Source organism: Acinetobacter sp. YH16042, assembly GCF_013417245.1.
Classification (GTDB): domain Bacteria; phylum Pseudomonadota; class Gammaproteobacteria; order Pseudomonadales; family Moraxellaceae; genus Acinetobacter; species Acinetobacter amyesii.
In genome coordinates, this window is record NZ_VPEJ01000008.1 from 25,316 (window position 1) to 38,528 (window position 13,213).

12 protein-coding genes are annotated in these 13,213 nt (G+C 39.1%); 5 read left to right on the top strand and 7 right to left on the bottom strand.

From position 1 onward, the window contains the following. Positions 1-49: 49 nt before the first annotated feature. From oxyR to rubA, 4 genes are all read right to left on the bottom strand, one after another. A complete protein-coding gene (oxyR, locus tag FTV37_RS07700; protein ID WP_180007453.1) occupies positions 50-955 on the bottom strand; it encodes a LysR family transcriptional regulator OxyR in 906 nt (301 codons plus the stop codon). An 11-nt stretch (positions 956-966) separates the two neighbouring features. Further along, a complete protein-coding gene (locus tag FTV37_RS07705; RefSeq protein ID WP_218947575.1) occupies positions 967-1,905 on the bottom strand; it encodes an alpha/beta fold hydrolase in 939 nt (312 codons plus the stop codon). Positions 1,906-1,963: 58 nt separating this feature from the next. Further along, complete coding sequence (locus FTV37_RS07710) at positions 1,964-3,142, bottom strand: NAD(P)/FAD-dependent oxidoreductase (RefSeq protein ID WP_180063448.1); 1,179 nt, start codon at positions 3,140-3,142, stop codon at positions 1,964-1,966. 77 nt (positions 3,143-3,219) lie between these two features. Beyond that, positions 3,220-3,384: a rubredoxin RubA gene (rubA, locus tag FTV37_RS07715; RefSeq protein WP_005179369.1), complete on the bottom strand. Its 165-nt coding sequence runs from the start codon at positions 3,382-3,384 to the stop codon at positions 3,220-3,222. Between the two features lie 526 nt (positions 3,385-3,910). On the opposite strand from rubA, the gene FTV37_RS07720 reads away from it, so the two are divergent. Next, positions 3,911-4,456: an adenine phosphoribosyltransferase gene (locus tag FTV37_RS07720; RefSeq protein WP_180063449.1), complete on the top strand. Its 546-nt coding sequence runs from the start codon at positions 3,911-3,913 to the stop codon at positions 4,454-4,456. A gap of 90 nt (positions 4,457-4,546) precedes the next feature. Here the strand turns inward: FTV37_RS07720 and FTV37_RS07725 are convergent, their stop codons facing one another. After that, entirely contained in the window at positions 4,547-5,053 is a 507-nt protein-coding gene (locus FTV37_RS07725; RefSeq protein ID WP_078189929.1) for a YqiA/YcfP family alpha/beta fold hydrolase, read from the bottom strand. 460 nt (positions 5,054-5,513) lie between these two features. On the opposite strand from FTV37_RS07725, the gene lysS reads away from it, so the two are divergent. Further along, positions 5,514-7,040 (top strand): lysine--tRNA ligase, encoded by a 1,527-nt coding sequence (lysS, locus tag FTV37_RS07730; RefSeq protein WP_180063450.1) that lies wholly within the window; start codon positions 5,514-5,516, stop codon positions 7,038-7,040. A gap of 179 nt (positions 7,041-7,219) precedes the next feature. Next, complete coding sequence (locus FTV37_RS07735; RefSeq protein WP_180063451.1) at positions 7,220-8,683, top strand: capsule assembly Wzi family protein; 1,464 nt, start codon at positions 7,220-7,222, stop codon at positions 8,681-8,683. A 669-nt stretch (positions 8,684-9,352) separates the two neighbouring features. Here FTV37_RS07735 and trpS read toward each other — a convergent pair. Next, positions 9,353-10,366 carry a tryptophan--tRNA ligase gene (gene trpS, locus FTV37_RS07740; protein ID WP_180007457.1) on the bottom strand — a complete coding sequence of 338 codons (1,014 nt, stop codon included), beginning with the start codon at positions 10,364-10,366 and terminating at the stop codon, positions 9,353-9,355. A 202-nt stretch (positions 10,367-10,568) separates the two neighbouring features. On the opposite strand from trpS, the gene FTV37_RS07745 reads away from it, so the two are divergent. Continuing rightward, positions 10,569-11,495 (top strand): DUF808 domain-containing protein, encoded by a 927-nt coding sequence (locus tag FTV37_RS07745; RefSeq protein ID WP_180063452.1) that lies wholly within the window; start codon positions 10,569-10,571, stop codon positions 11,493-11,495. Between the two features lie 46 nt (positions 11,496-11,541). Then, positions 11,542-12,447 carry a neutral zinc metallopeptidase gene (locus tag FTV37_RS07750; RefSeq protein ID WP_180063453.1) on the top strand — a complete coding sequence of 302 codons (906 nt, stop codon included), beginning with the start codon at positions 11,542-11,544 and terminating at the stop codon, positions 12,445-12,447. A 57-nt stretch (positions 12,448-12,504) separates the two neighbouring features. On the opposite strand, the gene FTV37_RS07755 is transcribed toward FTV37_RS07750, so the two are convergent. Then, positions 12,505-13,062: a hypothetical protein gene (locus FTV37_RS07755; protein ID WP_180063454.1), complete on the bottom strand. Its 558-nt coding sequence runs from the start codon at positions 13,060-13,062 to the stop codon at positions 12,505-12,507. Positions 13,063-13,213 lie beyond the last annotated feature (151 nt).

Consider the following 13,213-nt stretch of genomic DNA (forward strand, 5'->3'; position numbering starts at 1 on the left):
CAAATAAAAAAGAGAGCACAGGGCTCTCTTTAATTTTCACACTGATTAGTTAGTGCAGATTGTTAGTGATTTTCTGCAAGATTTGAAGCAATACATCAAATTCACTTTGAAGCGGCGTACTTTTACGCGTTACCAATGCTAATGTGCGTGTAGGACTAGCTTCTATTTCTTTCACAGCCAAATCTTCATTGGCTTTGATCATATTGGTATGAACTGCAATTTCAGGCAATAAGGTAAAGCCTAAATCTGCGGAAACCATCTCAACCAAAGTTGGTAAAGAGCTTGCTTTTAAACGATGGTCATTTTTACGTTCACCAATCGGGCATGCACTCAAAGCATGATCACGTAAGCAATGGCCTTCTTCAAGCAACATTAAACGAGATAAATCTAAGTCGTCTAAAGATTTCGCTTGAGCTGCATTTTGGTCAGCTTTGTTGTACACCAAGAACAATTTTTCTTTGTTTACTTCTGCAACTTTCAAGCTACGTGTATCGAAAGGAAGAGCAAGTAATACGATATCTAGATTACCGTGCTCGAGTTTCTCAACAATTTTTTCACTTTGTGCTTCATGTAAATGCAATTGAATTTTTGGTAGTTGCTTATGCACTTCTTCTAATAATGGTGCAAGTAAAAATGGCGCAATAGTAGGAATGACCCCTAGATGTAAATCACCCGTTAGAGGTTCGCTCATTTCACGACTTAAACGCATTAGGTCTTGCGCATCTGCCAATAGAACTCGAGCTCTTCCGACAACTTGTTCACCAAGAGGAGTTAAACGCACGTTTTGACGGTCGCGTTCTACCAATACGCCACCTAGTAAACGCTCAAGTTCCATGATCCCGCCAGACAAAGTAGACTGGGTGACAAAAGAACGACGCGCAGCTTCAGTAAAGTGTAGCGTTTCTGACAGTGTTACTAGATATGACAGCTGTCTTAAGGATGGTAATGCAGCCATAGTGTCCTAATTTATGATTTAAAGTGATCAGCAAACAAACCGCTAAGATATGGAATAAAATGCGGTGGGATATCATGCCCCATTCCATCAATTAATTCAAATTTAGCACCTGAAATAGCCTTTGCAACGGCCTTACCATGGCTTGGCGGCAGCAAACGGTCACGAGCTCCATGAACCACAATGGTTTTATGCTGAATTTGTTTATCTAACTGCAGCAGGGAACCTGTACATAATATTGCTAAAAACTGTTGAAGTACACCCGCTGGGTAATAACTCCGCTTATAGAGTTTACGTGCAGTTTGTATCACTTCAAGCTGATTAATATAGCCTGGAGAGCCTATAATATTAAAAACTTTCAGACTATGGTTAATAATGCCATCTTCATCGTTAGATTCAGGTTTTTCAATTAGACTAAATAATTGCTTTGGAAATGGCGGTGGAAGTAAGGGTTGGATGTTACTGGTAAAAAGTAAGCTTAAGTTGTGGACTTTGTCGGGATAGCGTGCCGCCACGATTTGAGCGATCATGCCGCCCATCGAAGCACCTAAAATATGGACTTTATCGAGTCCCATACGATCAATTAATAGTGCAACATCGTCTGCCATATCGTATAGATCATAAGGCGCACCCTGATTCTCTAGACCTAAGGCAAAACGTCCCATCAATTTAAAGGTGTTAAGACGTGGGCCTGGGTTACGAATTTTACTCGACAGACCAATATCACGATTATCAAAGCGAATAACTCGGTAACCTTGATCTATTAGGGACTTACAAAAGAAATCGGGCCAATACAACATTTGTGCGCCGAGTCCCATAATTAGTAAGATTGCAGGATCTTCAGGATGACCACCCACCTCGACATGAAGTTCAATGCCATTGCCTAACTCTACGCGAGTTTCATGCATAAAAGAGGCATAAGGTGAAATATTAAACTGAAGGGCACTATTCATTGTTATTTTCCTTTAAAAAGGACGTCTATTATTATCAGGACGTCCTTGTATTTAAACCTTAAACTGAAGCAGGAATCAAGTCCGGAACCTGCTTAGTCAAAGTTAAACGTTGCTTCCCAGCAGTTGCACCGAGCAGTACAAATCCACGTAATACGCCATCTTGATCGATCGCACGGGCAATCATGCCATCTTCAAGCTCTTCTGTTTCCCATTGGGTTTCTACATCAATTGGCGCAGGAAGGACAGTTAAAGGTGCAGCAGGTGTTTTAACAGCTACAGGCATGGCAGGATAATGCACTGCGGTATGTTCGCCATTGAGGGTTTTTGCCAAAGCACGCGCTTGTTGCATGATTGGCATCACGTATGGCAGAAGGGTACCATTGACTTCAGCACAGTCACCGACAGCATAGATATCTGCCAAGTTGGTTTCTAAGCTTTTATTGGTTAATACGCCACGACTGGTGTGAATACCGGCTTGTTTTGCTAAGTTAATCTCAGGCTGTAGACCAATCGCAGACAACACAACATCTGCCACTAAGCTTTGACCATTGGCAAGGCTTACTTGATAATCACCATTTTCAATACGTGACACTTTGTCGACTGTCGTACCTAAAACGAATTGAATACCCGTTTCTTCTAAATTGCTTTGGAATTTAGCTGCAACATGAGACGGCAGGAGGCGACCCAAAGGTTGCGGAGCTAAATCAACCACCGATACTTTCGCCCCAGTATTTTGGAGGTCGTTGGCAAATTCACAGCCAATCAAGCCTGCCCCTAAAATCACCACACGTTTATCTTCACGTGCTGCAAGCTGTTTACGGAATGCTTTATAGTGATCTAAATTGTTGACGACATGAATGTCTTCACTGCCATCACCCGAAATGGCTAAACGAATTGGATTTGCGCCGACTGCTAAAACGAGTTTTGAATATAGTTGTGTTTGAGTTCCATTTTGGCTTTCAATTGTGAGCTCATGTTTTGCTGCATCGATCGCTTTCACCCAACTCTTATTGATAATTTGCATATTGAGTTGAGCCGACATTTTTGCGGCATCACCTAAAGGGATTTGCTCAGGGGCTTTGTTGCCAACGAGCGCATTGGATAATGTCGGTTTAGCATAGTTAATGGCATCATCTGCACAGATCATAATAAGTTCTAGTTCAGGATTTAACTTACGAAATTCACGCGCAACGGCATATCCCGCCATACCAGAACCAATAATGACAATAGGGTGCATACTCAACTCCAAACACATTTCATATTTTTTAAAGACAAAAAAAAGACCATAACGATGATGGCCTTAGATTCTATTTATTAGATTTCAACCATTTCAAAATCTACTTTTGAGACTCCACAGTCTGGGCAAGTCCAATCATCTGGGATATCTTCCCATTTCGTTCCTGCCACGATACCGTCTTGTGGCCAGCCTTCTGCTTCGTCATAAATCCATCCACAAACGATGCACTGATACTTTTTCATTCCATTCTCCAAAAACTGACACAAAATTAAGTCAGTAAATACTTCATAACTGTATAAGTTTATACCTTAAGGTTAATTAGCCTTATACAGTAGACTCTTATGTTAAATTTTTACGCAGTTCTAACGATAAAGTAAAGTGGCTAAGAGTTTAATGAGTGAAATTAAAAGCAGAATGGCAGTGAGGGACAATAAATATCATCAAACCCCAGATCTGGGAAAAATTGTCTGACAATATTTATGCCTATTGAAAGCTATACTGGAATTCATTTCCGTGAATTGGGTTCTAAATACCGCTTTTTCTATCTTCATAGACTAAAGTATTGCAGAAAAAATCTCTAAAATCTTTTATTTTATGATTAGGAAAATATATATTTGATATTTTTTAAATAAATACAATATTAATAATCAATAACTTATGCAAATTCATTGTATTTTAAATATGCATTTTAGATGGGCGTTAGCTGTTCTTTTCTTTCAAATCGCGTTAAAATTCACACATTCCTTTCTTAATTTATTTTCTCCTATTATGAGTAATTCTACTGCTGCGGCATTGTGGTCTAACATTCGTACTGTCCAAGATTTTCCAAAACCAGGAATTTGTTTCTTTGACCTTACGCCGTTATTTATGAATAACATCGAATCGTTAACTGATGCCCTAATTGCAAGTATTCCAGCTGAGCAATTGGCAGAAGTAGATAGCTTTATTGCGGTTGAAGCACGTGGTTTTGTTTTGGCAAGTTTACTTGCTCAGCGTACTGGCAAAAGTTTGGTCTTAGTACGTAAAGCCGGCAAATTACCACCACCAGTGGTCGGTGTTGGTTACAGCCTTGAATACGGTTTAGATCGTCTTGAAATGTCAGCTGAAATCGAATCACAAAAAGTGATTATTGTGGATGATGTATTGGCGACGGGCGGTACGCTTCGTGCAGTGAAACAATTGGCTGAAAAATGTAAACACCAAGTTTTAGGCGCAAGCATTTTCTTAGATTTGCCTGACTTGCATAAAGATTTGGGTTTAAATATCTGGTCGGTTTTAGATGATAAAACACGTCCTGAAGCAGATGCTGCCTAAGCGTCAGCTTTAAAATGTAAAAAGCCTTGTCTATGACAGGGCTTTTTTATGTCTGATAAAAACGACGTTGCTACTTATGATTAATATGATTTATTTTTTTAAGTAGTTTAATTCGAGATGTTGGATTAAATCATTGATATTTTCAGGGCATTGTAGACGATGGTGTCCGCCATCCATGACTTGAACTTGCATATAATCTTCGAGTTGTTGTTCTGCTTCATACATATCCAAGATTTCATCACCACGTTCGATATAGGCAATTTGTGGAATATCGTGATCCAAATCCATTTCATTGATTGCAGGGTAGTCGTCGCGAAAGTCTGGATGCAGACTGGGGTTGGCAATTACACACGGAATGCGATGAAACAGCGACATTTTCAAAGCCCAGTATGCCCCGAGACTATGACCGACGATGATATCAGGCTTAATGGTTTCAATACTCTCGTGGTAAAAGTCCGCAACAGTTTGAAAATTTAAGTTGCGATAGTCCACTTCAATGCAGAATTTTTGTTTTGCATCGATGGCATGGAATTTGGTAGATTCACGGGAAGAATCCAATCCATGTAAAAACAGAATTTTCGATAAGCAGGAAGTCATTGTTTTTCTACACACTGTTTTCAGACATTTTGGATGTGTTGAATATTTTATTTTTCAACAATTTTATGACTTCATTGTAGAGAGAATTGTCAAAAAGAGAATTTAGCTTTTGGTCTAATTTGTAGGCATTTAAAAGACTTTAGTCTTAAAGAAAATAGATTAAAAGGTTGAATTAAGCTATTGAAATATATTTCAATATATTGATAGTTATAAATATTTTAAAGTACGCAGTTGTCATTGTGATATCGCTAAATATTGGCTTGCTAAGTTTAAATATTTAACTTTTATCTCGTGCATATCTGAAAGGTATGGATTAAGCAAACCTGAAGGTATAGCTGTCAAAACATCTTACTTTGATAAATTTCAACTTATTGAAAAAATGCGTACATTGCTTACTGCTCAATTCAAAGGAAATCTGCTATGCTATGCAACTTCCGTTTTTTAACTATTTGAGACAGAGATGACGCAACATAACGCTCAATCGACTTCTGAACAAGCCATTTCCGAAAACGATTTAATTGCACAGCGTCATGCCAAGTTAGAGCACATCAAAGAGCACGCCAAGGAAACAGGTGTTAGCCCGTGGCCTAACACATTTAAGCGTGAACACTATGCACAAGATCTACAAGACCAATTCGCTGAAAAATCAAAAGAAGAAATTGAAGCAGGCGAACAGGTTTATGTAAAAGTTGCGGGTCGTGTGATGTTGAACCGTGGTTCATTCATCGTAATCCAAGATATGACTGGTCGTATTCAGCTTTATGTACCACGTAAAGAGTTAGATGCTGACGTTCTTGCGACCATTAAAGCACTCGATTTGGGCGATATTATTGCCATCGAAGGTTATATTGGTCGTTCTGGTAAAGGTGACCTGTATGTTCATATTGAACATTTTGAACTTTTAACCAAATCACTTCGTCCTCTTCCAGACAAATTCCATGGTTTGACTGATACTGAAGTTAAATACCGTAAGCGTTATTTAGACCTCATCATGAACGAAGAAACACGTAAAACTTTTGAAATTCGTGCAAAAGTGGTGTCAGGTATTCGTTCATATTTGAGCAATGAGCGTTTCATGGAAGTTGAAACGCCAATGATGCATGTGATTCCGGGTGGTGCATCTGCGCGTCCATTTGAAACTCATCACAATGCATTAGATATGCCTTTATTTTTACGTATTGCGCCTGAGCTTTACTTAAAACGTTTGGTCGTTGGTGGTTTTGAGCGTGTGTTCGAAATTAACCGTAACTTCCGTAACGAAGGTGTATCAACACGTCATAACCCAGAATTCACCATGATTGAATTCTACCAAGCGTATGCAGACTACAAAGACCTGATGGCTTTGACTGAAAATATGCTTGAAAAATTGGCGATCGACATCTTGGGTTCGACTGATGTGCCTTATGGTGATGAAGTGTATAGCTTCAAAGGTCCATTCAAGAAAATTTCGATGTTTGATGCGATTCTTGAACATAACCCAACGTTCACCGCTGAAAATGTATCTGACCGTGAGTTTCTTGCAAATTTCGTTAAAAATGAACTGAAAGAGCAAGTAAAACCTGGTTTTGGTTTAGGCAAACTTCAAACCATCGTATTTGAAGAAACTGTTGAAACAGAACTTCGTCAACCGACATTCATCACAGAATACCCAGCGGAAACTTCACCATTGGCACGTCGTAATGATGAAAATCCACATATTACGGACCGTTTTGAATTCTTCATCGGTGGTCGTGAGTTGGCAAATGGTTTCTCAGAGTTAAATGATCCGATTGACCAAGCTGAACGTTTCCAAGCCCAAGTTGCTGAAAAAGATGCGGGTGACGATGAAGCAATGCATTACGATGCAGACTTTATTGAAGCATTGGAATACGGCTTACCTCCTACAGCGGGTGAGGGTATCGGTATTGACCGTTTGGTGATGTTATTTGCCAATGCTGCAAGTATTCGTGAAGTGATCTTGTTCCCACATATGCGTCATAAAAACTAATCATAAAAACTAATTAAGTTTTGAAATGAAAAACCCGCTTAATGCGGGTTTTTTATTTTGTGCTTTTATTGAGCATTTTAATCGAAATGATAAAAAATTAGGGTAGATACAGTTTCGCCCTTGAATAAATGAGTTGAAAAATCTAAGGTGGGCTGTGAATTAAACTTGAGAAAAAGAGCATGTATTTAAGAAAGTCACTCTATGCTGCTGTACTGTTTGGATTATCAGTTCCTGTTTTTGCTCAGGGGATTGTATTAAATAATGAAGAATTACGCGCAGATTTAAATTGGTTAAATCAGCAAGGCGTCATTCAAATTAGCACCTCAACATGGCCGATGAGTGGTGATGAAATACAGCGCGCTTTATCTGCTGCAAAAGCGACGACATCTGTACAGCAAAAAGTATTACAAAACATTCAAAATAAATTGACTGCTGAAAATACACTATTAAAAGCCGAATTATTTGCTGAGTCAGATAAAAATAATTTACCGCAAAATTTTGGTGATCATCAAAAAGCGCAGTATCAAGGTGCACTTGAACTGAACGTTGGTGGTGAAAATTGGGATGGTCGTTTACGTGTAAATGCTGAAGATAAACAACAAATTAATAATGATCAAGATGTAAATGTAGAAGGCACATACATTGCCGGGAAGCTTTGGAACCAATGGTTAATTGCAGGTCAGATTCCGACTTATTGGGGGCCTGGTCATGACGGTAGTTTAATCCGTGGTGATGCGAGTCGCCCTGTGTATGGTTTTACTGCACAGCGTGCAGAACAGAATGCTTTTGAAACACCGTGGTTATCTTGGATCGGCCCTTGGCAGTATCAAGCTTTTGCTGGTCGATTAGATGACTATGCTGCGGTTCCAGATACGAATTTAATTGGTTTTAGACTTACAGCACAGCCATTACCATATCTTGAGTTAGGGGCTTCACGTACTTTCCAAATTGATGGGGAAGGGCAACCAGGAAGTGCTAAGGCGTATTGGAATGCATTCATTGGCAAAGATAATGAATGTACAGATACGGGTTGCGCGGGTGAAGGAAATCCCTCAAATCAATTGGCTGGTTTTGATGCGCGTTTGAATTTACAACCATTATTGCAAGTTCCAGCCAGTCTGTATGGCCAATATATTGGTGAAGATGAAGCAGGTGGTTTGCCTGCAAAAAGCATGTATCTTGCTGGGGTTGATTATTCTTCAAGTGTGAAAAATATGCCTTATCAACTCTATACTGAATGGGTCGATACTCGAACCAATGGTGATGCTAAAGGCATTTCTTATAACCACCACATATATACAGATGGCTACTATCAACATGGCTATCCACTAGGTCATGCCTTAGGTGGTGATGCTCAAATGGTTTCAGTGGGTGGAAATATACGTATTGATCAACTAAACCGTCTAAATGGTCGTGTACTGTTTGCAAAAGTTTCTGAAACAGAGCGTGCTGCTTTGAACAACGCAGCATTTCCTGAAAAAGATGAATTGAAAGCTCTAGACTTAACTTGGACACATTATTTACGTCCAGATATGCCTTTAAAAATTAACGGTTGGGTAAGTGACTCAGATTTAAATGGTAATGATGGTGGAGTGTCAATTGGAATTGAACTACCATTAGATAACCGTTTATTTCATTACTAACTGATGTTACGCGCGTAAAAGTAATTACGCATTTTTAAAATGATTTTTTTAAGTCTATTCGACGGAGTCTTGCATCTAGGGTTTGAATAAAGGGATTAGCCTTCGGCTGGAGGTACTTTTGTTTCGGCAAAAGTACCCAAAACCATTGTCATCCGCAAAACTCGTTTACTAGCGTCAAATTACTCAAAGTATCGCAAAAACTTTTTTGATTAGAAGTAGTCCTGCCTCGAACAGTTGCGGATGACGTTACTGCGTATCGTTCTTTTATTTGAAGAAAATTGCGCTTCTGATGTTACTGCGTAACATCAGTTACTAATTTATATTCATTTTTAAAATGATGTATTCATTGAAAAGTCCGCTTATAGTGGACTTTTGGATATTGGTAGTTGCCAATTTTCAGACAAAAAAATACGCAATGATTGGGGTGTTCATTGCGTATAACAACGAATCTGTTTCCACAGGTTCGGTAAAGGAGAAATGTTATGAATTTAGGTATTCCTAAAACATAAATAGATAATAGAGTGAACGTTCAGTCATTTCATTGGTGTTCACGTTAAGTGATGTTACCTAACGTTAAAACTAAGGAGATTTTGTGAATACTTTCACAAAAAGTGCCTATAAAAAAGCCTTTCACATTGGAAAGGCTTAATTTTATGGAATTTTTTAAATTTAGAAGTGGAATACACCCAGTCCAGATTTAATCTCATCCAACGTTTGTTGGGTAATATCACGGCATTTATCGGTGCCGGTTTTTAAAATATCCATGATGTAGTCAGGATCTTTTTGCAATTCTAAACGGCGTTCACGGATCGGGCCGATCAGCTCTTTTAGCACACCTTCAAGACGTTTTTTTACAGTACCATCGCCTAGGCCACCACGACGATAGTGTTCTTTCAGTTCTGCAACAGCGTCTTTATCAGGGTCGAATGCATCAAGGTAAGTAAAGACCACGTTACCTTCAACTTGACCTGGATCTTCAATACGTAAATGATTTGGATCAGTATACATTGCATTAACAGCTTTCTTGATATCTTTATCAGTCGCGTCAAGCACAATGGTATTGCCCAAAGATTTAGACATTTTTGCTTTACCATCAAAACCAGGTAAACGACCTACATTGGAGAGTAAAGCTTTACATTCAGGAAGTACGTCACGACCAATTTGACGGTTTAAACGACGAACAATTTCGTTGGTTTGTTCAATCATTGGAATTTGGTCTTCGCCGACAGGAACGACAGATGCTTTAAACGCTGTAATATCGGCAGCTTGAGCTACTGGATAGCATAAGAAACCTGCAGGAATGTCACGCTCAAATCCACGCATTTGAATTTCAGATTTGATGGTTGGATTACGCTCTAAGCGAGACACCGTCACAAAGTTCAAATACAACATGGTCAATTCATTTAATGCTGGTAAGCATGATTGAACGCAAATCGTGGTTTTGGTTGGGTCAATTCCTACAGCAAGATAATCGGTTGCGACTTCAATAATATTGCGACGAACTTTTTCGAAGTTATCGGCATTATCAGTTAAGGCTTGAGCATCAGCTAAAAGAAGATGTTGATGATGCGAATCTTGTAAACCTACACGTGAACGTAAAGAACCTACAAAATGACCTAAATGTAATTGTCCAGTCGGACGGTCGCCAGTCAAAATCACTGGACGATTATCTTGAGTACTCATTATCTGTTCCAAAGTGGTAGTCAAAGCTACGGCTGATTTTCAAAGAATGTCCCCATTGTACGGCATTCTATTTTTGATTGTTACTGACACAGCACAATTGACTGAAAAATGGGTGAATATTTTGTTAATTATTAAAAAACTAAATACAATTTTAGCGTTAAATAGAATTAGAATATTAAAAAATGCCTAAAGGATAAAAATAATGGCGAATAGCTTATTAATCTTACTTGATGATATTGCAACTGTGCTGGATGACGTTGCTGTTATGAGTAAGATGGCAGCCAAAAAAACAGCGGGTGTCCTTGGGGATGATTTAGCACTGAATGCGCAACAAGTCAGTGGTGTCCGTTCAGATCGTGAACTTCCAGTTGTTTGGTCTGTGGCCAAAGGTTCTTTTATTAATAAATTAATTTTGGTTCCGGCTGCTTTATTGATCAGTGTGGTTGCACCTTGGCTGATTACACCACTATTGATGATTGGTGGTTTGTTCTTATGTTATGAAGGTGTGGAAAAAGTTCTGCATAGTTTGCATCATAAAAAAGCCAAAACAGAAGAAGTTGCTCGTGAAGAGATGACTCATATTGAAACGGATTTGGTGACTTTTGAGAAAGAAAAAGTCAAAGGCGCCATCCGGACCGATTTTATTTTATCTGCTGAAATTGTGGTGATTTCATTGGGTACGGTTGCAACTGCGGCATTTGGGACCAAGGTCATGGTACTTTCGGTGATTGCAATATTAATGACCGTTGGTGTCTATGGTTTTGTCGCGATGATTGTCAAAATTGATGACTTAGGGCTTTATCTCACTCAACAAGCATCACAATTTAAAAAGATCGTTGGACAAGGTTTGTTAGCATTTGCACCTAAGTTGATGAAGACATTGACCATTGTCGGTACCATTGCCATGTTTTTAGTGGGTGGTGGCATCATTACCCATGGTGTGCCTTTACTACACCATTTTATTGAAGGCTCTGTAGATTATGCAGAACATATTCCTACAGTTGGCAGTATTGTGGGTGCATTAACACCGACTTTAATCAATTTAGTGACAGGTTTTATTGCAGGTTTAATCGTGTTGTGCGTCGTATCTTTAATTCAAAAAGTATGGCCAAAGTCGCAAAAGGATTAATCTGTAAACGCACGGATATCAACTATTTTATAAAAGGATGGTCGCTATGCGCTGGAAAGGTCGAAGAGTTAGTTCAAACGTAGAAGACCGTCGCGGTGGTGGCGGTGCAAAAGCGGGTGGGATCAGTATTCTCGGTTTGGTTGTGGCATTTGTTGCGTGGAAGTTTTTTGGTGTAGACCCGCAGCAAGCATATCAGGCGACCAAACAAGTGACTTCACAGGGTCAAACGGCTGAAGTCAAAGGTCTGGATAATCCAACACCTGAACAACAAGAAGCGATGGATTTTGTTGGAACGGTTTTGGCTGATACGGAAGATACATGGACTAAAGTCTTCCAAGAACAGTTAAATGCCCAGTATAAACCGCCTAAGTTGGTTATGTTTAATGGTGTGGTCAACTCGGGTTGTGGTACAGCACAAGCTGCAATGGGGCCGTTTTATTGCCCAGCAGATCAAAAGGTCTATATTGATACTACATTCTTTAAAGATATGCGTACGCAAATGGGCATTACGGGTGAACAAAATCAAACTGAATTGAGTCGTCAAGATCAGGCGGGTGATTTTGCGCAAGCCTATGTGGTTGCCCATGAAGTTGGACATCATATCCAAACGATTTTGGGCATTTCTCAGCAAGTTCAGCAGGCCCGTGCGCAAGCGTCTAAAGCTGAAGGTAATCGTTATTCGGTTATGCAAGAACTACAAGCAGACTGCTTTGCGGGTATTTGGGCGCATCATAATCAACAGCGTACCCAATTTTTAGAGCAGGGCGATGTAGAAGAAGCGATGGACGCTGCGCATAAGATTGGTGATGACTATTTACAGAAAAGTGCAACTGGGCAAATGGTACCAGACAGTTTCACGCACGGCACCAGCGAACAACGTATGAAATGGTTCCAGACTGGATTAAAATCAGGCAATATCAATAGCTGCGATACCTTTAATCAAGCCATTTAAAACAAAAAAAAGGGGATGCAAACATCCTCTTTTTTTCATTGAAAAATAGATTGAAACTTATTTGTTGAGAAATGATCTAAAGTTTCGAACAATACGATAGCTCACATACAAGGCGGCAAATGCAAATAAAGCCACGCCAAAAACAGTATATTTAAGGCCTGAAATATCGTTTTGATAGAACTGTTTTAATTGGGCATCGCTATAGCGTAATTGTTGTTTTTGTCCAGTACGGCTATTGGTGAAACTCACATTTTGGATATATTGAAATTGTCCGATTTTTAGTAAATCGAGGTGTTGAATTTGTCGGGTGTGTTGCTGATTGAATTCATCGAGACAAATATCTTGTGCATAGTTTTCACAATTCAGTTTGGCAAGATAACCATTATTCGCCAGCATGATAAATATCGCACGATCGGGTGATTCATTATTGGAGACCAAAACCAATTGTTCTTTGGGTGTTGAATCCAGTGAGATCGTTTTTGCCTGACTAAAATAGTGCTCAGCACGTAAAATTTCCTGTGTCTTACTATAGCAAGTGAGGATCAGGGCCGCAGTAATGATAAAAATCACAGCAGCAAAAAAGAGTCGAAAAACAGTTTTAATAGTCTGATGCATAGGAGAAATCATGTAGATGATGAAAATGCATAAAATCTATGCAGGCTTGCTATGTTAAATGATCTTGATAAAAGATGTGAAAAAAACTGAATTTATACACGGTATTTAGATAAAATTCGTTAAAATATTTTATTTTTAAATACCAAATAAT

Bases quoted from the DNA above. Each gene is read 5' to 3' on its own strand.
- oxyR (WP_180007453.1), bottom strand. From the start codon at position 955: ATGGCTGCATTACCATCCTTAAGACAGCTGTCATATCTAGTAACACTG.
- FTV37_RS07705 (WP_218947575.1), bottom strand. From the start codon at position 1,905: ATGAATAGTGCCCTTCAGTTTAATATTTCACCTTATGCCTCTTTTATG.
- FTV37_RS07710 (WP_180063448.1), bottom strand. From the start codon at position 3,142: ATGCACCCTATTGTCATTATTGGTTCTGGTATGGCGGGATATGCCGTT.
- rubA (WP_005179369.1), bottom strand. From the start codon at position 3,384: ATGAAAAAGTATCAGTGCATCGTTTGTGGATGGATTTATGACGAAGCA.
- FTV37_RS07720 (WP_180063449.1), top strand. From the start codon at position 3,911: ATGAGTAATTCTACTGCTGCGGCATTGTGGTCTAACATTCGTACTGTC.
- FTV37_RS07725 (WP_078189929.1), bottom strand. From the start codon at position 5,053: ATGACTTCCTGCTTATCGAAAATTCTGTTTTTACATGGATTGGATTCT.
- lysS (WP_180063450.1), top strand. From the start codon at position 5,514: ATGACGCAACATAACGCTCAATCGACTTCTGAACAAGCCATTTCCGAA.
- FTV37_RS07735 (WP_180063451.1), top strand. From the start codon at position 7,220: ATGTATTTAAGAAAGTCACTCTATGCTGCTGTACTGTTTGGATTATCA.
- trpS (WP_180007457.1), bottom strand. From the start codon at position 10,366: ATGAGTACTCAAGATAATCGTCCAGTGATTTTGACTGGCGACCGTCCG.
- FTV37_RS07745 (WP_180063452.1), top strand. From the start codon at position 10,569: ATGGCGAATAGCTTATTAATCTTACTTGATGATATTGCAACTGTGCTG.
- FTV37_RS07750 (WP_180063453.1), top strand. From the start codon at position 11,542: ATGCGCTGGAAAGGTCGAAGAGTTAGTTCAAACGTAGAAGACCGTCGC.
- FTV37_RS07755 (WP_180063454.1), bottom strand. From the start codon at position 13,062: ATGCATCAGACTATTAAAACTGTTTTTCGACTCTTTTTTGCTGCTGTG.